Source organism: Pseudomonas sp. MM211, from assembly GCF_020386635.1.
Classification (GTDB): Bacteria; Pseudomonadota; Gammaproteobacteria; order Pseudomonadales; family Pseudomonadaceae; genus Aquipseudomonas.
Window position 1 is genome coordinate 2,285,050 of sequence record NZ_CP081942.1, and the last position, 21,219, is coordinate 2,306,268.

At 60.2% G+C, this 21,219-nt stretch carries 22 protein-coding genes and 1 pseudogene; 15 read left to right on the plus strand and 8 right to left on the minus strand.

Annotated features, from left to right (window positions below):
• The first annotated feature begins 15 nt into the window (after window positions 1-15).
• The 7 genes from K5Q02_RS10430 (at window position 16) to K5Q02_RS10460 (ending at window position 5,859) form a co-directional block, all read left to right on the plus strand.
• On the plus strand, window positions 16-1,194 hold the full coding sequence (locus K5Q02_RS10430; protein ID WP_225838939.1) for an amino acid ABC transporter permease: 1,179 nt from the start codon (window positions 16-18) through the stop codon (window positions 1,192-1,194).
• A gap of 12 nt (window positions 1,195-1,206) precedes the next feature.
• The gene (locus K5Q02_RS10435; RefSeq protein WP_225838941.1) at window positions 1,207-2,307 is read left to right on the plus strand and encodes an amino acid ABC transporter permease; all 1,101 of its coding nucleotides are present in this window, start codon (window positions 1,207-1,209) and stop codon (window positions 2,305-2,307) included.
• An 11-nt stretch (window positions 2,308-2,318) separates the two neighbouring features.
• Entirely contained in the window at window positions 2,319-3,080 is a 762-nt protein-coding gene (locus K5Q02_RS10440) for an amino acid ABC transporter ATP-binding protein (RefSeq protein WP_225838944.1), read from the plus strand.
• 141 nt (window positions 3,081-3,221) lie between these two features.
• Entirely contained in the window at window positions 3,222-3,728 is a 507-nt protein-coding gene (locus tag K5Q02_RS10445; protein WP_225838946.1) for a nuclear transport factor 2 family protein, read from the plus strand.
• A 105-nt stretch (window positions 3,729-3,833) separates the two neighbouring features.
• The gene (gene pcsA / locus K5Q02_RS10450; protein WP_225838949.1) at window positions 3,834-4,544 is read left to right on the plus strand and encodes a phosphatidylcholine synthase; all 711 of its coding nucleotides are present in this window, start codon (window positions 3,834-3,836) and stop codon (window positions 4,542-4,544) included.
• Between the two features lie 9 nt (window positions 4,545-4,553).
• Window positions 4,554-4,868, plus strand: a complete 315-nt coding sequence (locus tag K5Q02_RS10455) for a GIY-YIG nuclease family protein (protein WP_225838952.1) — start codon at window positions 4,554-4,556, stop codon at window positions 4,866-4,868.
• Between the two features lie 55 nt (window positions 4,869-4,923).
• On the plus strand, window positions 4,924-5,859 hold the full coding sequence (locus K5Q02_RS10460) for a glutathione S-transferase family protein (RefSeq protein WP_225838954.1): 936 nt from the start codon (window positions 4,924-4,926) through the stop codon (window positions 5,857-5,859).
• A gap of 332 nt (window positions 5,860-6,191) precedes the next feature.
• Here the strand turns inward: K5Q02_RS10460 and eutC are convergent, their stop codons facing one another.
• The 4 genes from eutC to exaC all read right to left on the minus strand — a co-directional run bounded on the left by eutC (window position 6,192) and on the right by exaC (window position 11,653).
• A complete protein-coding gene (gene eutC / locus K5Q02_RS10465) occupies window positions 6,192-7,001 on the minus strand; it encodes an ethanolamine ammonia-lyase subunit EutC (protein ID WP_225838956.1) in 810 nt (269 codons plus the stop codon).
• A gap of 9 nt (window positions 7,002-7,010) precedes the next feature.
• Window positions 7,011-8,405: an ethanolamine ammonia-lyase subunit EutB gene (locus K5Q02_RS10470; RefSeq protein ID WP_225838958.1), complete on the minus strand. Its 1,395-nt coding sequence runs from the start codon at window positions 8,403-8,405 to the stop codon at window positions 7,011-7,013.
• A 205-nt stretch (window positions 8,406-8,610) separates the two neighbouring features.
• Window positions 8,611-10,056, minus strand: a complete 1,446-nt coding sequence (eat, locus tag K5Q02_RS10475; protein ID WP_225838960.1) for an ethanolamine permease — start codon at window positions 10,054-10,056, stop codon at window positions 8,611-8,613.
• 76 nt (window positions 10,057-10,132) lie between these two features.
• A complete protein-coding gene (exaC, locus tag K5Q02_RS10480; protein WP_225838963.1) occupies window positions 10,133-11,653 on the minus strand; it encodes an acetaldehyde dehydrogenase ExaC in 1,521 nt (506 codons plus the stop codon).
• Between the two features lie 345 nt (window positions 11,654-11,998).
• Here exaC and qhpR point away from each other — a divergent pair, with 345 nt between their 5' ends.
• A complete protein-coding gene (gene qhpR, locus K5Q02_RS10485; RefSeq protein WP_225838965.1) occupies window positions 11,999-13,090 on the plus strand; it encodes an AraC-like transcriptional regulator QhpR in 1,092 nt (363 codons plus the stop codon).
• A 65-nt stretch (window positions 13,091-13,155) separates the two neighbouring features.
• Here qhpR and K5Q02_RS10490 read toward each other — a convergent pair whose 3' ends face one another.
• Window positions 13,156-13,623 (minus strand): winged helix-turn-helix transcriptional regulator, encoded by a 468-nt coding sequence (locus K5Q02_RS10490; protein WP_225838967.1) that lies wholly within the window; start codon window positions 13,621-13,623, stop codon window positions 13,156-13,158.
• Between the two features lie 106 nt (window positions 13,624-13,729).
• Here K5Q02_RS10490 and K5Q02_RS10495 point away from each other — a divergent pair, with 106 nt between their 5' ends.
• From K5Q02_RS10495 to K5Q02_RS10520, 6 genes and pseudogenes are all read left to right on the plus strand, one after another.
• On the plus strand, window positions 13,730-14,668 hold the full coding sequence (locus K5Q02_RS10495; RefSeq protein ID WP_225838969.1) for an NADP-dependent oxidoreductase: 939 nt from the start codon (window positions 13,730-13,732) through the stop codon (window positions 14,666-14,668).
• Window positions 14,665-15,048: a hypothetical protein gene (locus K5Q02_RS10500; protein ID WP_225838971.1), complete on the plus strand. Its 384-nt coding sequence runs from the start codon at window positions 14,665-14,667 to the stop codon at window positions 15,046-15,048. Before K5Q02_RS10495 ends, K5Q02_RS10500 begins: the two co-directional genes overlap by 4 nt.
• A 282-nt stretch (window positions 15,049-15,330) precedes the next feature.
• Window positions 15,331-15,632 (plus strand): annotated as a pseudogene (locus tag K5Q02_RS10505) (ArsR/SmtB family transcription factor).
• A gap of 152 nt (window positions 15,633-15,784) precedes the next feature.
• Window positions 15,785-16,774 carry a zinc-dependent alcohol dehydrogenase family protein gene (locus tag K5Q02_RS10510; protein ID WP_225838972.1) on the plus strand — a complete coding sequence of 330 codons (990 nt, stop codon included), beginning with the start codon at window positions 15,785-15,787 and terminating at the stop codon, window positions 16,772-16,774.
• A gap of 29 nt (window positions 16,775-16,803) precedes the next feature.
• Window positions 16,804-17,154: an antibiotic biosynthesis monooxygenase family protein gene (locus K5Q02_RS10515; RefSeq protein WP_225838974.1), complete on the plus strand. Its 351-nt coding sequence runs from the start codon at window positions 16,804-16,806 to the stop codon at window positions 17,152-17,154.
• Window positions 17,155-17,358: 204 nt separating this feature from the next.
• The gene (locus tag K5Q02_RS10520; RefSeq protein WP_225838977.1) at window positions 17,359-17,847 is read left to right on the plus strand and encodes a GNAT family N-acetyltransferase; all 489 of its coding nucleotides are present in this window, start codon (window positions 17,359-17,361) and stop codon (window positions 17,845-17,847) included.
• 32 nt (window positions 17,848-17,879) lie between these two features.
• On the opposite strand, the gene K5Q02_RS10525 is transcribed toward K5Q02_RS10520, so the two are convergent.
• The 3 genes from K5Q02_RS10525 to yjeH form a co-directional block, all read right to left on the minus strand.
• Window positions 17,880-18,203 (minus strand): glutaredoxin family protein, encoded by a 324-nt coding sequence (locus K5Q02_RS10525; RefSeq protein WP_225838979.1) that lies wholly within the window; start codon window positions 18,201-18,203, stop codon window positions 17,880-17,882.
• 41 nt (window positions 18,204-18,244) lie between these two features.
• Window positions 18,245-19,252 carry a nucleoid-associated protein YejK gene (gene yejK / locus K5Q02_RS10530; RefSeq protein WP_225838981.1) on the minus strand — a complete coding sequence of 336 codons (1,008 nt, stop codon included), beginning with the start codon at window positions 19,250-19,252 and terminating at the stop codon, window positions 18,245-18,247.
• Between the two features lie 99 nt (window positions 19,253-19,351).
• Complete coding sequence (gene yjeH / locus K5Q02_RS10535) at window positions 19,352-20,614, minus strand: L-methionine/branched-chain amino acid transporter (protein WP_225838983.1); 1,263 nt, start codon at window positions 20,612-20,614, stop codon at window positions 19,352-19,354.
• A gap of 179 nt (window positions 20,615-20,793) precedes the next feature.
• Here yjeH and K5Q02_RS10540 point away from each other — a divergent pair, with 179 nt between their 5' ends.
• On the plus strand, window positions 20,794-21,213 hold the full coding sequence (locus K5Q02_RS10540) for an Lrp/AsnC family transcriptional regulator (protein ID WP_225838984.1): 420 nt from the start codon (window positions 20,794-20,796) through the stop codon (window positions 21,211-21,213).
• The last annotated feature ends 6 nt before the right edge of the window (window positions 21,214-21,219 follow it).

Genomic DNA, 21,219 nt, shown 5'->3' on the forward strand with positions numbered 1-21,219 from the left:
ACCTGGGGCATTCCCATGCAGAAAAACATCGGCGCACCGCAGGGGTTCTCCCTCAGCGATCCACGTGTGCGTGCCTGGCTATTCCAGATCATTACCGTTGTGGCCGTGGTCGCAATGGGCTGGTTCCTGTTCAGTAATACACAGACCAACCTGCAACACCGGGGCATTACCTCCGGCTTCGATTTCCTTGAGCGCAGTGCCGGCTTCGGCATCGCCCAACACCTGATCAGCTACACCGAAGCGGACAGCTATGCCCGCGTTTTCGTTATCGGGCTGCTCAACACGCTGCTGGTTTCCATCATCGGTATCGTGCTGGCCACCTTCCTCGGCTTCCTTATCGGTATCGCGCGGCTTTCGCCGAACTGGATGATCAGCAAGCTGGCGACCGTCTACATCGAGATCTTCCGCAACATTCCGCCGTTGCTGCAGATTCTCTTCTGGTACTTCGCTGTGCTGCTGCCGCTGCCTGATCCGCGCGCCAGTATCAGCTTGGGCGACAGCTTCTTCCTCAGTAACCGTGGTTTGAACATGCCCGCCGCTGAAGCGACTGGCGCCTTTTGGCCGTTCATGGTTGGCGTGCTGATCACTATTGTCGCCATCGTGCTGATGACCCGTTGGGCCAACAAACGCTTTGAAGCCACAGGCGTGCCGTTCCACAAGTTCTGGGTTGGTTTGGGATTGGCGATTGTCATCCCGACGCTGTTTGCCTTGATCTTCGGCAGCCCGCTGCACTGGTCGCTACCTGAGCTCAAGGGCTTCAACTTCGTTGGCGGCTGGGTGATGATCCCGGAACTGCTGGCGCTGACCATCGCGCTGACCGTCTACACCGCGGCCTTCATCGCCGAGAACGTACGCTCCGGGATCAACGCGGTCAGCCACGGGCAGACCGAAGCGGCTCGCTCTCTGGGCCTGCGCCCGGGCCCGACCCTGCGCAAGGTGATCATTCCCCAGGCCATGCGGGTGATCATTCCGCCGCTGACCAGCCAATACCTGAACCTGGCGAAGAACTCCTCTCTGGCGGCCGGCATCGGCTATCCGGATATGGTGTCGCTGTTTGCCGGTACGGTACTCAACCAGACGGGGCAGGCCATCGAGGTGATTGCTATCACCATGAGCGTGTACCTGGCGATCAGTATCAGCATTTCCCTGCTGATGAACTGGTACAACAAGCGCATCGCGCTGATCGAGCGGTGAGGACCTAGCGCAATGAGCACGACCCATACTTTCAAACCGGATCAGCCACCACCCAGCGCCAGCGTTGGTGTGGTGGCCTGGATGCGTAGCAACCTGTTCTCCAGCTGGCTTAATACGCTGCTGACCTTCTTCGCCATCTACCTCATCTGGCTGATGGTGCCACCGCTGCTCAAGTGGGCGTTCATCGACGCCAACTGGGTGGGCACCACCCGCGCCGACTGCACCAAGGAAGGCGCTTGCTGGGTGTTCATCCAGGCGCGCTTCAGCCAGTTCATGTACGGCTTCTACCCTAGCGAGCTGCGCTGGCGTGTGGATCTGACCGCGGTGCTGGCAATCGTTGGCGCTGCGCCGCTGTTCATTTCCAAGTTCCCGCGCAAGGCCTTCTACGGCATCGGTTTTCTGGTGATCTATCCGGTCGTCGCCTGGTGCCTGCTGCACGGTGGTGTGTTTGGTCTGGAAACCGTACCGACCAGCCGTTGGGGCGGCCTTATGCTGACGCTGGTGATCGCCGCCGTCGGTATCGCCGGTGCGCTGCCGCTGGGCATTCTGCTGGCCCTGGGGCGTCGCTCCAATCTGCCCGCGGTAAAAGTGGTTTGCGTGACGTTCATTGAGTTCTGGCGTGGCGTTCCACTGATCACCGTCCTGTTCATGTCCTCGGTGATGCTGCCGCTGTTCCTGCCTGAAGGCATGAGCTTCGACAAGCTGATGCGGGCGCTGATCGGGGTGATCCTGTTCCAGTCGGCCTACATCGCCGAAGTGGTACGTGGTGGTCTGCAGGCGATTCCCAAGGGGCAATACGAAGCTGCTGGCGCCATGGGCCTGGGCTACTGGCGGATGATGGGTCTGGTGATTCTGCCGCAAGCGCTCAAGCTGGTGATCCCGGGCATCGTCAACACCTTCATCGCCCTGTTCAAGGACACCAGTCTGGTGATCATCATCGGTCTGTTCGACTTGCTCAACAGCGTCAAACAGGCAGCAGCCGACCCGACGTGGCTGGGCATGGCGACCGAGGGCTATGTGTTCGCCGCCCTGATTTTCTGGATTTTCTGTTTCGGCATGTCCCGTTATTCCCTCCATCTGGAGAGGAAACTGGACACTGGCCACAAGCGTTAGGAGTCACTTAGATGAGCGAAGCAAACAAGCAACCCAGCGCCGAGCCGATCATTCAGTTGCAAGGCGTGAACAAGTGGTACGGGCAGTTCCACGTACTCAAGGACATCAACCTGGATGTGCGTCAGGGCGAGCGCATCGTGCTCTGCGGGCCGTCGGGCTCGGGCAAATCCACGACCATCCGTTGCATCAACCGTCTGGAAGAACACCAGGCCGGTCGCATCGTGGTCGATGGCACTGAACTGACTCGCGACCTCAAGCACATTGAAACCGTGCGCCGCGAAGTGGGTATGGTGTTCCAGCACTTCAACCTGTTCCCGCACCTTACCGTGCTGCAGAACTGCACGCTGGCACCGATGTGGGTTCGCAAGATGCCCAAGCGCAAAGCCGAAGAAATCGCCATGCACTTCCTCGAGCGCGTGCGTATTCCCGAGCAGGCTCACAAGTATCCGGGGCAACTGTCCGGTGGGCAGCAACAGCGTGTGGCCATCGCCCGTGCCCTGTGCATGAAGCCGAAGATCATGCTGTTCGATGAGCCGACCTCGGCACTCGATCCGGAAATGGTCAAAGAAGTACTCGACACCATGATCGGCCTGGCCCAGGACGGCATGACCATGCTCTGCGTGACTCACGAAATGGGCTTCGCCCGTACCGTGGCGGATCGGGTTATCTTCATGGACAAAGGCGAGATTGTCGAACAGGCCGAACCCAACGCCTTCTTCGACAACCCGCAGAACGAGCGTACCAAGCTGTTCCTCGGGCAGATCCTGCACTGAGACTGGTAAGCGTTCTTTGAACGGAAGGGAGCCTCAGGGCTCCCTTTTGCGTTCTGATGAGGGCGTATCAATGGCCGATATGCCCATCGTCGGATTGGCGTTTTGCGGCGATACTCTGCGCATTGCCAAGGAGCTTCAGCTATGTCCCACCCGAACGCCGATTTGATCACCCGTTTCTACCAGGCCTTCCAGCAGCTGGATGCCGAGCGCATGGTGAGTTGCTACGCGCCTGATGTTCGTTTCAGCGATCCGGCATTTGGCACCCTGACCGGTGACGACGCCGCAGACATGTGGCGCATGCTGACCACCCGCGCCAAGAAGTTCTCCCTGACCTTCAGTGATGTGCAGGCCGATGCCAATGGCGGTAGCGCTAAATGGGTGGCCACTTACCTGTTCAGCCAGACCGGCCGCACGGTGGTCAACCGCATCCAGGCATCGTTCGTGATTCGTGACGGATTGATCGTCGAGCACCGCGATCACTTCGATATGTGGCGCTGGTCCGCTCAGGCGTTGGGTTTTCAGGGCATGCTCATCGGCTGGACGCCACTGCTGAAAAACACCGTGCGCAGGCAGGCCAGGAACGGTCTGCGGCAGTTTCAGGCCTCCCGTGCGTCAGACGAGCAGCAAGGTGTAGAGGCGCGCAGCTGAACGGAGTGGTAGGCTTTCCGGTCTGAATCTTCATCGATGAATGGCCGAGTGCATGTAAAGGCTTCATTCGTTGCGTGAAAGTCCGTCTACCAGAGTATTTCGATCATGAGTGTTATGTCGCTATCACCCAGTAAAGCCAAGGCATGGAGCGTTCACGCGGTAACCGCCAGTGGGGTAATCCTTGGCATGTTGGCGCTGCTCGCGCTGATCGAGGGGAGGGCAGAAAGCTGCCTGCTGTGGCTGGGGCTGGCGCTGCTGGTCGATGGCCTGGACGGCACCCTGGCGCGTAAGTACGACGTCAAGGTGGTGCTGCCACATTTCGACGGTTCGACCCTCGATCTGGTGATCGATTACCTCACCTACGTGTTCATTCCGGCGATTTTCGTCTATCGCTTTATCCCGCTGCCCGAGTACACGCTGCTGCTGTCGGTGGGCATCATTCTGCTGTCGTCGCTGTTCTGCTTCTGCAACGTCAACATGAAGAGCAAGGACAACTACTTCGTTGGCTTCCCGGCGGCATGGAACGTGGTGGTGGTGTATCTCTATCTGCTCGACTTCCAGCCGTGGGTGACCTTCCTGGTCATCATGATCCTGGCAGGCCTGACGCTGACCCGCATGAAGTTCCTGCACCCGTTCCGGGTCAAGCAGTTTATGGCGCTGAACATCGCGGTGACGATGATCTGGATGTTCGCCTGTGCCGGGTTGATCATCCAGTTCCCGACCCAGCCACTGTGGCTGCTGGCACTGTGGGGCCTGTCTTCGGCGTACTTCGTCGGTATGTGCGTATGGCGCTCTGCCCGCGAATGGTTAGCCTGATCACCGACAATGAGCGTTACGCCGGATAAGGTCTGGTTCGTTTACCTGGTGCGCGCCGCCAATGGCGCGCTCTACTGCGGCATCAGTGATGATCCACTGCGCCGCTTCGCCCAGCACCAGAGTGGCAAGGGCGCACGCTTCTTCTTTTCCAGCCCGGCAGTGGCCCTGGTCTACAGCGAAAGCTGTATCGGCAAGGGCGATGCCCTGCGCCGCGAGCGGTCGATCAAGCGGCTGGGCAAAGGCGCCAAGGAGGCGCTGGTGGCCACCGGTAGCCTGATGCATGTCCTTGATGAGCACTCATCAGCCCCAATGGGTTCTGCCTAGTACCAGCAGCAAGCTGAGTTAAGCTGCAGGCCTCATCCGTTCCCGGAGGTCTCCAATGTCTGAGCTGATCCTGCACCATTACCCCACGTCGCCCTTCGCCGAAAAGGCGCGTCTGTTGCTCGGCTTCAAAGACCTGGCCTGGCGCTCGGTGCAGATTCCACCGGTAATGCCCAAGCCAGACCTCACCGCCCTTACCGGCGGCTACCGCAAGACGCCGGTGCTGCAGATCGGTGCCGATATCTACTGCGACACCGCATTGATCGCGCGCCGCTTGGAAGCCTTTCAGCCGCAGCCGGCGCTGTTGCCGGACAACCGGGCGTTCGCTATTGCCGCCTTTGCCCAATGGGCCGACTCGGTGGTGTTCCAGCATGCGGTCAGCCTGGTGTTCCAGCCCGAGTCTATCGCCGTGCGCTTTGCCAAGGCACCTCCGGAGTTCGTTCAGGCCTTTATCGCCGACCGCACCAAGCTGTTCTCTGGTGGCCAGGCCAGCCGCTTGCCCGCCGAGCAAGCCAAGCACCAGTGGCCGGTCTTCATGGCCCGCCTGCAGGCGCAACTTGAGGAGGGTGGTGGTGAGTTCCTGTTCGGTGAGGCGAGCCTGGCCGATATCGCAATGGCTCACCCGTTGTGGTTCATGCGTGCAACGTCGGTGACTTCGCCGCTGGTCGATGGCTACCCGGCTGTCGCGGCCTGGCTGGATCGGGTGCTGGCGCGGGGGCACGGCAAGCCTGAGCCGTTGAGCAGCGAGGATGCCATCACGGTGGCGCGCGAGGCCACGCCGGCGCCGCTGCCGGACGAGGCGTTCACTGACCCGAATGGTTTTGTCAGCGGGCAGGCCGTTGCCATCTCGGCGATTGATTACGGCGTGGATGCCGTGGAAGGCGAGCTGCTGTTCGCTGGCGCCGAGGAATTGATCCTGCGCCGTGAAGATGACCGCGCTGGTGTCGTGCATGTGCACTTCCCGCGACTCGGGTTTCATATTGAAGGGCGTTAGTAGTTGCGGTTGCTGAAGGGCGGGACGGTAACCCACTTTCTCCTATGGGAACGTGCGGGGACGCCTAGTCCATGCCCGTGATTTTTTTCGCGGGCATGGCCCGCTCCCACAGGTACTGTGCAATGGTCGCATTTAGCTTTCAGGGCGGAGGATGGGCCGGGCCGCGTAGGTGCAACCCATTGCCATCCTGGGCTTCCTCACCAGGGCGCGTTGATCGGTAGAGAATTCGATAAAGATCGCGGCTAAAGCCCCTCCCACAAGCAGCATCAACCGTGGGAGCGGCTTTAGCCGCGAGAGGTTTGGCAGTCGGCCTGACCCATCGGTCTACTGCTTCAACGCTGATCCGGGAGCAGAAAGTTGCCCGGCCCGGCGTTTTCCAGGGTCGGCACTTCAGCTTCGTCCTTGAGGTCGACGCCCGATAGCTGGCGTCGGCAGGCCTCACGCATCAGGTACATCAGGCGGAAGGTCGCCATGCCGTAACTCAGGCCTTCCAGGCGCACGTTGGAAATGCAGTTGCGGTAGGCGTCATTGAGGCCTACCCGCGGCGCGAAAGTGAAGTACAGGCCCAGGCTGTCGGGGGAGCTGAGGCCAGGGCGTTCGCCGATGAGGATCACCGTCATCTTCGCCCCCAACCGTTCGCCCACTTCGTCCGCCACGGCGACCCGGCCCTGCTCGACCAGGGTGATGGGCGCCAGTTTCCAGCCTTCTTCGCCGAGCTGATCGAGCAGCCGTTCCAGAAACGGCAGGCTGTGGCGGCGCACGGCCAGTGACGACAGGCCATCGGCGATGACGATAGCCAGGTCGTAACCGCGGCCGTTTTCTGCGGCGTACTCATCCAGCGCGTTGGCGGACTCCTCGTCGAGGCGTCGTCCCAGATCCGGGCGTTGCAGGTAGATATGCCGATCCGCTGCAGCACTGTGCACCAGCAGGGTGTCGAGGCCACGGCCCTGCAGCTCCTCACGCAGGCCCTCATGGTCGAACGGCAGGTGCACGGCGTCACGGGCCTGGGCATGGGCGAACTGGAAATCCAGCTGCGCGGCAGTTGGCAGGCTGGTGCCCGCCCGCCCGAGGGCGATACGGGCTGGGGTCAGTTGCCGCAACTGCTGCCAGGGGTTTTCGGTAGCGGGGGATTTGTCTGACATGACGTCCTCTTAAGCCAGTTGCGCCAGGGCCTGGCGGAACACCGGCGGCAGCTCGTCGCCCATGCGTAGTTGACCGCCTTGCTGCTGGAAGATGCCCATGCGCGCCAGCCACTGTTCGAATTCCGGCGCGACATGCAGGCCGAGCACTTTGCGCGCGTAGAGGGCATCGTGGAACGAGGTGGTCTGGTAATTGAGCATCACGTCGTCAGAGCCGGGAATGCCCATGATGAAGTTGATGCCAGCGGTGCCGAGCAGGGTCAGCAGTGTGTCCATGTCGTCCTGATCGGCTTCGGCATGGTTGGTGTAGCAGATGTCGCAGCCCATGGGCACGCCGAGCAGCTTGCCGCAGAAGTGATCTTCCAAGCCGGCGCGGATGATCTGCTTGCCGTTGTACAGGTACTCGGGGCCGATGAAGCCGACCACTGTATTGACCAGAAACGGGTTGAAGTGCCGGGCCACGGCATAGGCGCGGGTTTCGCAGGTCTGTTGGTCGACGTCGTGGTTGGCGTTGGCCGACAGGGCGCTGCCCTGGCCGGTTTCGAAGTACATGAGGTTGTTGCCCAGCGTGCCGCGCTTGAGGCTCAGGCCGGCGTCGTAACCTTCCTGCAGCACCTTGAGGGTGACCCCGAAACTGGCGTTGGCCGCTTCGGTACCGGCGATCGACTGGAACACCAGATCCAGCGGTGCGCCGCGCTCGATGGCGGCGATGGAGCTGGTGACGTGGGTCAGAACGCAGGACTGGGTGGGGATTTCATAGCGCTGGATGATCGCATCGAGCATGTCCAGCAGCGCGCGGATCGAACTCGCGCTGTCGGTGGCCGGGTTGATGCCGATCATCGCATCGCCATTGCCGTAGAGCAGGCCGTCGAGAATGCTGGCGGCGATGCCGGCCGGATCGTCGGTGGGGTGGTTGGGCTGCAGCCGGGTGGACATCCGCCCGCGCAGGCCCACCGTGTTGCGAAAACGCGTCACGACACGGATTTTTTGCGCGACCAGAATCAGATCCTGCACACGCATGATTTTCGAGACGGCAGCCGCCATCTCCGGCGTCAGCCCCGGCGCCAGGGCGCTCAGGCTGTTTTCGTCGGCGGCTTCACCGAGCAGCCAGTCGCGCAGGCCGCCAACCGTGAGGTGGCTAACCGGGGCGAAGGCGGCTGCATCGTGGGTGTCGATGATCAGCCGGGTGACTTCGTCCTTTTCGTAGGGGATCAGCGCTTCCTGCAGGAAATGCTTGAGCGGTACGTTGGCCAGGGCCATCTGTGCCGCGGCGCGTTCGGCATCGCTTTGCGCGGCGACCTCTGCCAGATAGTCGCCGGAGCGCGCCGGGCTGGCCTTGGCCATCAGCTCGCGCAGGCTGTCGAAGCTCCAGGTCATGTTGCCGATGGTATGAGTGAAGCGAGCCATATCCTTTCTCCCGGGCACCTCTAAAAACTACCTGCGTTGTCATCGCTGCGTTGAAAACAGGCTCGTGCGCGAGTCCGATCGGAATGCTCATTTACAACTCGTAAACTCCGCTTCCTCGCCTGTTTTCGCCTTGCGCTGACTGCCTCGCCTACGTTTTTAGAAGTGCCCTCATTGTCGTGGCCGCCGGAGCGGCCACTTGGGCAAATCAGCGCAGGGAGCGTTCGGCTGCCTGGATGGCGGCGAACTCTTCCTCCGGCGTACCGGACACCAGGTGGTGGCGGCTGTACAAGGCGAAGTAGGCAATGAACAGAGCGTAGATGATGGCAGCGCCGATCACGACGCGCAGGTCGACCAGGAAGCAGGCCACCAGCGCGACCGCTGCCAGCACCAGAGCCACCGAAGACGTCACCACGCCACCAGGCGTACGGTACGGGCGCGGCATGTCAGGACGACGGGTGCGCAGGGTGATGTGCGCCGCCATCATTAGCACATAGGACACTGTGGCCCCGAATACCGCGACCAGAATCAGCAGGTCGCCCTGGCCGGTCAGCGACAGGCCGAAGCCGATGATGCCCGGTACGATCAGCGCCATCACCGGTGCCTTGTTGCGGTTGGTCAGCGACAGGCTACGTGGCAGATAGCCGGCGCGCGACAGGGCGAAGATCTGCCGCGAATAGGCGTAGATGATCGAGAAGAAGCTGGCGATCAGGCCGGCCAGACCCACTAGGTTGACGAACTGGCTCATCCAGGTGGAACCGCCGTAGACCTTGACTAGCGATTCGACCAGCGGGTTGCCCGAAGCCACCAGCGACTGTGCACCGGCAGCGCCAGGGCCGACCAGCAGAATCAGCCCGGCAAACACCAGCAGTACCAGTACGGCGCCGATCAAGCCGCGTGGCAGGTCGCGCTTGGGATCCTTGGTTTCCTCGGCGGCCAGCGGCACGCCTTCTACCGCCAGGAAGAACCAGATGCCGTAGGGCAGGGCGGCCCAGATGCCCAGGTAGCCGAACGGCAAGAAGCTGCTGGCCCCAGTGGCTTCGGTAGCGGGAATATCGAACAGATTGGCGACCTGGAAGTGCGGCACCATGGCCACGATGTACACGCCCAGGGCGATGGCTGCGACGGCGGTGATGACGAACATCAGCTTCAGCGCCTCACCGGCACCGAGGATGTGAATGCCGATGAACACCACGTAGAACACCAGGTAGATGATCCAGCCGCCAACGCCGAACAGCGACTCGCAGTAGGCGCCGATGAAGCAGGCGATGGCGGCGGGAGCGATGGCGTATTCGATGAGGATCGCCGTGCCGGTGAGGAAGCCGCCCCACGGGCCGAAGGCGGTACGCGTGAAACCGTAGCCGCCGCCTGCGGTAGGGATCATCGAGGACAGTTCGGCCAGCGAGAAGCACATGCACAAGTACATGGTCGCCATCAGCAGCGTGGCGATGAACATGCCGCCCCAGCCGCCTTGCGCCAGGCCGAAGTTCCAGCCGGCGTAGTCGCCGGAAATCACGTAGGCAACGCCGAGGCCGATCAACAGGATCCAGCCGGCAGCGCCTTGCTTCAATTGCCGGTTGGCGAAGTACTCGGCGCCAACGGCTTCGGTTTCCACACCACTCTGTGAGGGTGTGGACAGTGTCTCTTTGGACATTTTAGGACTCCTTCACGCCCGCCGCGGTGCGGCGAGCGCTGCTTTATGGGTTGGCTATCTATGGCAAATCGGCAGATCAGAAGAAGCCCAGCGGATTGATGTCGTAGCTGATCAGCAGGTTCTTGGTCTGCTGGTAGTGGTCAAGCATCATCTTGTGGGTTTCACGCCCGACCCCGGACTTTTTGTAGCCGCCAAAGGCAGCGTGCGCCGGGTACAGGTGGTAGCAGTTGGTCCATACGCGGCCGGCCTTGATGCCACGGCCCATGCGGTAGGCGCGGTTGATGTCGCGCGTCCACACGCCGGCGCCCAGGCCGAACTCGGTGTCGTTGGCGATGGCCAGGGCCTCGGCTTCGTCCTTGAAGGTGGTCACGCCGACCACCGGGCCGAAGATCTCTTCCTGGAACACGCGCATCTTGTTGGTGCCCTTGAGCAGGGTCGGCTGGATGTAATAACCGCCCGCCAGGTCACCCTCGAGCTTCTCGGTGGCACCGCCGGTGAGCAGTTCGGCACCTTCCTGCTGGGCGATCTCCAGGTAGCTGAGGATCTTGTCGTACTGTTGCTGCGAAGCCTGAGCGCCAACCATGGTCTCGGTATCCAGCGGGTTGCCGCGCTTGATGGCCTTGATCTTCTTCATCACCTCGACCATGAACGGCTCGAAGATCGACTCCTGCACCAGCGCGCGGGACGGGCAGGTACACACCTCGCCCTGATTGAAGAAAGCCAGCACCAGGCCTTCAGCGGCTTTCTCGATGAACGTCGGCTCGGCCTGCATGATGTCTTCGAAGAACACGTTCGGTGACTTGCCGCCCAGCTCCACGGTGCTTGGGATGATGTTGGCGGCGGCGCATTTCATGATGTGCGAGCCGACCGGGGTGGAGCCGGTAAAGGCGATCTTGGCGATGCGTGTGCTGGTAGCCAGCGCTTCGCCGGCTTCACGACCATAACCCTGAACGATGTTGAGCACGCCCGACGGCAGCAGATCGCCGACCACTTCGGCGAACAAGGTGATCGACAGCGGCGTCTGCTCGGCGGGCTTGAGTACCACGCAGTTGCCGGCAGCCAGCGCCGGAGCCAGCTTCCACGCGGCCATCAACAGCGGGAAGTTCCAGGGGATGATCTGCCCGACCACACCCAGCGGTTCGTGGAAGTGATAGGAGGCGGTGTGTTCGTTGATCTCTGCCGCGCTGCCTTCCTGGGCGCGGATGCAGCCAGCGAAGTAACGGAAGTGATCGGCGGCTAGCGGCACGTCGGCGTTCAGCGTTTCGCGCACGGCCTTGCCGTTGTCCCAGGTTTCCGCGACGGCGAGCAGTTCGAGGTTGGCTTCGATGCGGTCGGCAATCTTCAGCAGAACCAGCGCGCGATCCTGCACCGAGGTTTTGCCCCAGGCATCGGCGGCGGCATGGGCGGCGTCCAGGGCTTTGTCGATGTCCTTGGCGTCGGAGCGAGGGAATTCACCGATCACCGAGGCATCCACCGGGCTGGTGTTGGTGAAGTACTGGCCAGCGACCGGGGCGACGAATTCGCCACCGATGTAGTTGCCGTAGCGCGGCTTGAGGGTGACGACGGCGCCTGCGGTACCGGGTTTGGCGTAGATCATGACAGTTCTCCCAAGGACGGTTTCTTGTAGTTGTAAAGGAGTCGACGGTTCGACCGGAGCTCGCTCGAACTATGAGGCGAATTCATGTGGCCGACTTGACGCTAGGCGAGGCTGGCTGTTCTGCAAAGTCAAATTTCGCGAGCAGTCGGGGCCATGTCGTGATGAGTCAAATGGTGCGCCTCGTTTTGGTGCGGGTGTTTCCGAATGACTCGTTTTGGGGCTTTTGCAGTCGGGCGCGATTTGACCTTCTGTCCGCGGACCCTCCGTGCAGAGCCTGTCCAGTCGATCTTACGAAGGGCGGCGTGCTTCTTGCTTCCAGACATAAATTGTCACGAAGGAGGCGCCATGAGCTCCGTTCTCGCCCAGCCCGGTCTGTCTGCTGGTTTTTCCCTGTTATCCGGTGGGCAAACCAATAGCGGCGTCTTGGCGGCCGCTGCCAGCGGTCTGTGCGGTTTTATCGCAAAGCATGGTGGCGATGCGGATCGCATTCTTGGCGTCTCCGGTATCGACCCGGAATCGCTGCGCCACCCGACGCTAAGCCTGGCCCTGCCCAATTACTGCCAGGTTCTGGAAGAGGCCTCACGGCAATCCGGTTGCGACAACTTCGGCCTGTACTACGGGCAGCAGTTCAAGCCTCAGGCGCTGGGCTTGCTTGGCTATATCGGGCTCTGTTCAGCGACGGTCGAGCAGGCGCTGATCAATTTCTCCCGTGCCTTTCCCCTGCACCAGCGCAACAGCCTGATTCGCCTGGTGGATGAGGGGGAGTGCTACCGCTTCGACTATCAGGTGCGCCACGGTGCCATTCTCTGCCGCCGTCAGGATGCCGAGCTGACCCTGGGCATGGTGCTCAATCTGGTGCGTCACGTGCTCGGTCACCAGTGGGCGCCGCGGGCGGTGCATTTCGAGCACCCACGCCCCGAGCAATGGCATGAGCACTGCAAAGTCTTCGATGCGCCGGTGTACTTCGAGCAGCCTTTCAACTCGCTGCTCATTCCCAAGCGCGGCCTTGACCGCGCCATGCCGCAGAGCGACCCGGTACTTTTGCTGGTGATGCAGGACTCATTGAACCAGCTCAGCAACCTGAGCGGGCGAGGGGAACGCGATATAGCCGATGACGTTCGCGAGCAGATTCGTCAGCAGTTGCTGACCGGCGAACCCGTATTGGAGTTGGCTGCCGAACAGCTCGGCATGAGCAGTTGGTCACTGCAGCGTCGGCTGCGCGACCAGGGCCTGAACTTCTCGACGATGGTGGACAAGCTGCGCTGCGAGCTGGCCACTCACTACCTGCGCCAGCACCAGTTGCCCATCTCCAACCTGGCACCGCTGCTCGGTTACTCGGAGGTCAGCGCCTTCTCACGCGCCTTCCGCCGTTGGTTCGGCGTCAGCCCACGGCAGTGGCGGCATGACAGCGACGGCGTCGGCGGGCGCGCTCATTGAGCGACAGGCTCAGTGCGTGGCAACAACGGCTTTACCACGCAGCAGCTTGCTGATCGGCATGGCTATCACGTGGGTTGGTTTCTTGCGCGGCGCCCCGGCGCGGTGCTTGGGAGCGGTTGCTCTACGCGTGCCACGCGGGTGTCGTAATTTAGTCGGGCAACCAACACCGGCTTCATATTGTCCTGAGCCCAGAGACACATCTGTTCGGTAATTGCGGTGATGCTCTCACCCAGCTGCGTCAGCGAATACTCCACGCTGGGCGGCGCACTCGGATAGACCACGCGCAAGACCAAACCGTCGCGCTCAAGTAAACGCAGAGTTTGCGTGAGCATCTTTTGCGTCACGCCGTCCACTTGCCTGCGCAGTTCGCCGAAACGCATCGGCCCCGACGACAGTGAATAGATAACCAGCATGGTCCATTTATCCGCGAGCATTTGAATCACGCTACGCGACGGGCAAGTGACATCGTAAACATCACCTGCCCGTAGTTTGCCGATCTTGGCTCGAGGAATATGATTGAAGGTAGTATCCATTGGGTACCTATAGCACTAAAAGGTGCCTAATTTACAAAGGAGATCATGTCGCTGAGTATAGCTCCGCTAGCTCTATTTCAGAGCTTTTATCTGAGAAGCTAGAACCATGAAGAGCTTGATTCAATACCGCGTTGGTGGCCCTGAAGTCCTGGAGTTGATCGATGCCCCCAAGCCCGTTCGAAACTTCACCGAGGTGCTGCTGCGTGTGCACGCCGCCTCCATCAATCCGGTCGATTTGCTTGTGCGGTCGGGTGCATTCCCACTTTTGGGCGCAGCACCATTTGTACCGGGCTGGGACGTCTCCGGTGTTGTTGAAGAAGTCGATATTGGCTCTACGCGCTTCAAAGTGGGTGACGAGGTATTTGGCATGCCGCTGTTCCCGCGTGCCGCCAATGCTTACGCAGATTACGTTGCCGCGCCATCTCGTCACCTTTGGTTGAAACCGGCTCGCCTGAGCCACACGCAGGCCGCAGCGCTGCCATTGGTCGGGCTTACAGCCTTTCAAGCGTTGGGTGAAATCGCGCAGGTCGAACCAGGCCAGCGGGTGCTTATCCATGGTGGCGGCGGTGGGTTAGGTCACATCGCGGTGCAGATTGCCAAGGCGCTAGGGGCGCACGTCATCACTACAGCCAGTGCCGGCAAACACGACTTCGTGCGCAGTCTCGGAGCCGATGAGGTGATTGATTACCAGACCACCGATTTCACCACCGTGCTAAGTGATATCGATGTGGTGTTCGATACGGTTGGCCATGGATACGCTGAGCGTTCTTTGCCAGTGCTCAAACCAGACGGCATCGTCGTTACGTCCATGGGACTCAGTCACGGCCACATGCCAGCGCTGGCCGCCGACGCTGGACGACGCTTCTCCAGCATTGCCGTTGAGCCTGATAGCGCCGGCCTCCAGCAACTGGCTGCGTGGGTTGAGTCGGGTCAATTAACACCGCATGTCAGTCATGAGTTTCCGCTAAGTGAGGGCGCACAGGCGCATGCGCTGGTGGAGCAGGGAAGTACCACGGGTAAGGTGGTATTGAGGATTGCGTCGTGAGCGTGCAGTCGGCACCGGCGCTATCGCCGTCATGGCTGAATCAATTGGCACCAGACGCGATTCTGATTTCGTCAGTGCTCAACCGCTCCCTGCAGGGTAGGGATGCGATCATCAAGGTCGTCCAGGCTGCAGGCGGGTTGTACGAATCACATTCGGTGGTGTTTCGTGGCGCTTTTGGGGACAGGCAATTACTCGAATACGACGCGCAGGCGTTCGGTGGCATTGACCTCCACGGCGTTTTAACGCTCAGCATGAACAGGGCGGGCGAGATATTCGAAGTAGGTATTCACCACGGCCCTGTGGACGCGGTGAACAAGCTTTCTGCAGCTTTGAAGGAGCGTCTGGCAACTGAATTGGGTGCCGAATACTTCTTGCCTTGAGCTTTGGTGATTTGGGCGCTGTCGCTCGCGCTACCTGTTGCGCTGAGGGGCAAGATCAATCAGGCACCGCATAGGCTGGATCATTCTTAGAACGTGTCGCGGTCGAATGGGCGCTCGCCTTCGGCCATCGACATGCGTAGGGAGTGCAGATTTATTTTGCGTACTCTGAGCGCCCGCTTTTGGCCGGTGGTGGCGCCTTGCATTTGGGGGCCACTAAGGCGTTCGACTATCGCGCCGGTTGAGCTGTATTGACATATCGGTAAATCTCGATATTATCGGTTTATGGAATTGATCGATGTATTCAAAGCTCTCTCAAACCGCACGCGCCTTGAAATCCTCAAAGGGTTGAAGGGCCGGTGAAGAATTTCCCTCCACAGGATGAAGGGGACGTGCATACAGTGGGTGTCTGCGTCAGCAGCATTCAAGAGGGCGTAGGGCTGTCGCAGTCAACGGTGTCTGATTACCTTGCAACTCTGCAACGAGCGGGCTTGGTCAAAGTCAGGCGAGTCGGGCAGTGGACCTACTACAAGCGCAATGAAGAAACCATCAGTGCGCTTGCCGAGCTCATAGGAAAAGAGCTCTGATTATTTAACTGTATATATCGATAATTCGCGATATATCTTTTCAATAAACGCTGAATCGCCATCGGCTGGGATCAGGGTCGAAAGCGTGTAAATTTTTACCACATCATATCGAAAAATCTCGATATCCCTTTTTATCGAAGTGAGGATCTACAATGAAAGCGTTGATACTTAAATCATTTGGCGGCCCGGAATCGTTCGAGCTTTGCGAGGCGCCCAAGCCTGTTCCGCACGCCGGACAAGTACTGGTGCGGGTACACGCAACCTCCATCAATCCGTTGGATTTCCAGGTCCGGCGTGGTGATTATTCCGACCTGGTGCCGCTGCCGACTATTACCGGGCATGACGTATCTGGCGTTGTCGAAGCCGTCGGGACAGGTGTAACGAGCTTCGTGCCTGGCGACGAAGTCTGGTACACCCCGCAAATTTTTGACGGCCCTGGAAGTTATGCCGAGTATCACGTTGCCGCTGAAAGCATCATCGGCAAGAAACCTTCTGCGCTGAGCCATCTCGAGGCGGCCAGCCTGACCCTGGTCGGCGGAACTGCGTGGGAAGCATTGGTCGTGCGTGCGGCGCTCAGAGTGGGGGAGAGCATCCTGGTGCACGGCGGTGCGGGCGGCGTCGGTCATGTCGCGATCCAGCTGGCAAAAGCAGTGGGCGCCAGGGTGTTCACCACCGTGCGCGAAGCAAACTTTGAGTTCGCACGCAGCTTGGGTGCCGATGTGGTCATCGACTACGAAAAGGAGGATTACGTCGACGCCATCCTGCGGGAAACCGGTGGTCACGGCGTCGATGTGGTGTTCGACACCATCGGCGGCAACACCTTGTCGCGTAGCCCCGACGCGCTCGCCCAACTTGGCCGCCTGGTCTCGATCGTCGACATCGCACAGCCACAAAACGTTGTCCAGGCGTGGGGCAAAAACGCCAGTTATCACTTCGTTTTCACCCGACAGAACCGCGGCAAGCTTGATGAGTTGAGCGCACTGGTAGAGCGCGGGCAGCTGCGGCCACATGTTGGCGCGGTCTACTCGCTTGCTGACATTCCTCTCGCCCACGCCCTGCTGGAGAGCCCAAACAACGGTCTCCGGGGGAAAATCGCCATTGCAGTCGAGCCACAGACTCATCTCGTCAGTGCCAATGTGTAACCGCTGAACTAGCTCGAAGGGAGTGCCCCATGATTTATGAAATCGCTTTGCTGCCCGTTCACAAAGAACAGATTGAACAGTTCAAACGTGCATTCGCCGAAGTTGCGCCTTTGCTCAGCCGCGCAAAAGGTTACGGCGGTCACATGCTTGCGCAAGGTATCGAAACACCCCAGCTATTCAACTTGATAGTGCATTGGCAATCCCTCGAGGATCACACCCCGGGCTTCGAAGCGAGTGAAGACCATCGGGTGTTCATGATGGGTTTAGAGCAATACTTTTCGGAAGAACCGAAGGTCTACCATATTGAGGGCGCTCCATTCACTACTGGAGATCATGATGATCAAAACAGCCCTTTTGGCAGGGTAATGCCGGTGTCTTGATAGGTTTGTTGCTTGGACGGATTAGTCGTTCTAGGAAAAGGTGACAGATTTGTTAGTAGGCAGGCTGATGACTGCTTTTTGCCGATAGCTACCGGTCGCAGAACGGCTGCAATCGCATCGATGTGTGTCCCGATAGCTAGGCAAAGTGTTTGATCAGATATTGATGAGCTAGAGTGCCGAAAGCAAAGACCTCAAGGACGCGCAATGATATTGCAACACAGGCCTGTGAAGGCTGATGACATCAAAACGATTTGTAGCTTTCCCCTTAACGCTCAGGAACTGTTCTATATGTTCCCGAAAGCTCAATACCCTTTGACTGAAGCTCAGCTGTCTAACGCGATTGCTCAACGATTCGATTCGACGGTTGTCGAGACCGAGAATGGTGTAGTCGGCTTCGCTAACTTTTATCGGGCTGAAACGGGTGGGGTTTGCTGTATTGGCAATGTCGTCGTTGCCCGAGAGGCAAGAGGTAACGGCGTGGCTACCTTTATCGTAGAGACGATGACAGCTCTGGCGTTCGACCGTTATGACGCCACAGAGGTACAGATCTCGTGCTTCAATGAAAATACAGCAGGCTTGCTACTTTATCCGAAACTAGGTTTCTTGCCCTTTGCTGTCGAAGAGAGAGCCTCTCTGGATAGCCGTAGATCAGCACTCATCCATATGACCCGCAGCAGAGCGGATCGACCATAGCTCACCTTGAGCTGCCTGTTCCTCACCTGAATTCAATACGCCGCCAAAATCCCCTGCGGGTTATAGCCGTGGATCACCGTGCCATTGACCTTGAGCACCGGCACGCCCCGGCCACCGAGTGCGTCGTAGGCGCGGCGCGCGTCGGATGATTTCTCGATGTCCAGCTCGGTGTAGGCGATGCCACGTTCACCGAGAAACTCCCGGGTCTTGGCGCAGTAACCACACCAACTGGTGGCGTAGAGGATTACCTCACCCTGGCCGGCGACCTGCTGGCTGTTGCCAAACAGCATCGGCTCGATGCGATCCCACTGTTGCCAGGTCGCCAGTGCCGCGAGAATCAGCAAAATCCTTTTCATCGTGCAGTCCTTTGTTTTGTCAGGTCGGCTAATGCAGCCGCTCAGTCCTTGCGACGTTTCAACTGGTCGGTCAGTTGGGTCGGCAGGTTGCGGATGATCAGGGTGCCTTGCGTTTCGTCGTATTCGACTTTCGAGCCGAGCAGGTGGGCTTCGAAGCTGATCGACAGGCCTTCGGCACGCCCGGTAAAGCGCTGGAATTGGCTGAGGGTGCGTTTGTCTGCCGGGATTTCCGGCGACAGGCCGTAGTCCTTGTTGCGGATATGGTCGTAGAACGCTTTGGGGCGTTCTTCGTCGATCAGCCCTGATAATTCAGTCAGGGTGATCGGCTCGCCCATCTTGGCCTGGCTGGAGGCATAGCCGACCAGTGTCTTGGTCTTTTCGCGGGCCTGTTCTTCGGGCAGGTCTTCGCTTTCGACGAAATCGCTGAAGGCCTTGAGCAGCGTGCGGGTTTCGCCAGGGCCGTCGACGCCCTCCTGGCAGCCGATGAAGTCACGGAAGTATTCCGAGACCTTCTTGCCGTTCTTGCCCTTGATAAAGGAGATGTACTGCTTGGAGTTGGCGTTGTTGCGCCATTCGGAAATATTGATCCGGGCGGCCAGGTGCAACTGGCTCAGATCCAGGTGCTTGGCGGCGGTCACGTCCAGCGCGTCGTTCACTGCCACGCCGTCGTTGTGGTGCAGCAGGGCGATGGCCAGGTAGTCGGTCATGCCTTGCTGATAGTGAGCGAACAGCACATGGCCGCCGGTGGACAGGTTGGATTCCTCCATCAGCTTCTGCAGATGTTCCACGGCCTGGCGGCTGAACGCAGCGAAATCCTGACCCTCTTCGAGGTAGGTTTTCAGCCAGCCACTGAACGGGTAGGCGCCGGATTCCTCGTGAAAGAAACCCCAGGCTTTACCCTGTTTGGCGTTATAGCTTTCGTTGAGGTCGGCCAGCATATTCTCGATGGCCTGGGAGGTGCCCAGCTCGCTGTCGCGGGCGTGCAGCACGGCAGGGCTGCCATCGGGCTTCTTGTCGATCAGGTGGACGATACAGTGACGGATCGGCATGGGAAATCTCTTCGGGCATGGCGCAAAAGGGCCGCGCGAGGGCGGCCGAGGTTGCAGAGAGTTTACCCGACTGTTGGCAGCTTGGCGTCCGTCGCTCGGTCAACTCAGGGCAATGGCGTTACGACGCGCCTGGCGCCTGCGGTCGAGCAGCATCAGCACACCCAGCAGGCCAATGGCATACAGCGCATCGATGCCGAGCATTAGCAAGATGCCGCTGCAGAGCAGGGCGCTGAGGCCGGCCAGCCAGCGCCACAGGCCTTTGAGCAGTATCCAGCCGGCGGCCATGCTGAGTAGGTAGATGACGATGAAGTTGCCGTTGGCATAGCGGATCAGTTGATCCAGCGACAGTCCCAGGCACCAGATCACCGTGGTGCTCAGTGCGCAACTGAGCACCACCAGCAGCAGCGCCCTGGCCGGCACACCATTGGCATTACGGGCAGCCAGTAGGCGTGGCAGCTTACCTTCGTCGGCCAGGCTCCAGATCAGCCGCGCGAAACCCTGGATATACACGTTCATGGACGCGAAGCACGCCAGGTAGCCGATGCTCGCGCTGAGCCAGCGAGCCTGGTCACCGAACAGCACAGCGAGCATGCGCGGCATGGACGCGGCGTCGGTGCGGGCATCGCCGTAGGCATGCAAACTCAGCACCGCCACCGAGCAAGCCCAGTACACCAGGCCGGCAAGCACCACGCCGAGCAACAGTGCCAAGGGAAAGTCCCGTTGCGGGTTCTTGAACTCCTCACCCAGATGGGTGAAGGCCTCGATGCCGACGAAGCACCAGAACATCACCCCCAACGCCACTGGCATCAGTTGCCAATTGCCCGCCAGGGGCGGCAGCAACGGTTGTTCTGCGTGGGGCAAGTCGGCTTTCCACCAGATCAGTGCGATGGTGGCGACGATGGCCAGGGCGATAGCTATTTGCACGCTACCCGAGGTACGCGCCGGGCGTTGGCCGAGCAGCAAGATGATGCCCAGGGTGACCAGTTGAATGGCCAGAACCGCCAGGTCGCTGAGCGCGAACAGCGCGTGCCAGAACCCACTGGCAATGTTCAGCGCGGCCGGTAAGCCCACGGGTAACACCGCCAGGAACAGAAACGCGCTCAAGCGCTCCATGCGCGCGCCGAACGCACGGCCGATCAAGTGCGGCGCACCGCCGGCATGGGGATAGTGACGGCCGAGCTGGGCGAAGGTGAACGCCATCGGCAGAATCAGCACGATCAGCAGCAGCCAGGCCCACAGGGAAACTTCGCCGGCTGCCGTGGCGGCCAACGCGGGAACCACGAAAACCCCGGTGCCCAGCAGTGACGTCGACAGCAGGCCGATCCCTTGCAGCAGCCCCAATTCCTTGTTCAATCGACTCATGTTGTATGCTCTCGCTCGTCCTGAAGTGGCGGCTGCGTCCAGTTGTGGTGCGCTGATTCGCCAGGCAGTTATGGTAAAGCCGCGCGGCCTCGATCGCTGCTGGCGAAGCGTCGGCGACGACCGACGAAACGGCGGCAATGCCCGTCATCCTGTTATGCAGATTGGTGCAGAGAGCGCGAGTGGATAAGTTCGACCAAGGCATCATCGCTTTGCTACGCGCCGATGCGCGCCTGACCGTCACCGAGGTCGCCCGACAGGTCAACCTGTCACGCACCGCCGTGAGCGAGCGCATCCGCCAACTGGAAGCGGGCGGCGTGATTCAGGGTTACCACGCCCGCATTGCCGAGCCCACCCACGTCGTGGTGCAGGCCTATCTGGAGCTGTTCTATACGGGCGGGCGCTGCGAACAATACGTCGAGCGCATGCGCGTATTCCCGGAAGTGCGCCGCTGCTCTGGCATCAGCGGCGAAACCGACATGCTGATCTACCTTGAGGCCGCCTCCATGGAGCGGCTGGCCGAAGTGCGCGGGGTAATCGAAAACCTGCCGGGCGTCTTCAAGGTGAAGACGCATATGGTGGTGAAGGATTGGGTGATGTGAGTCGGG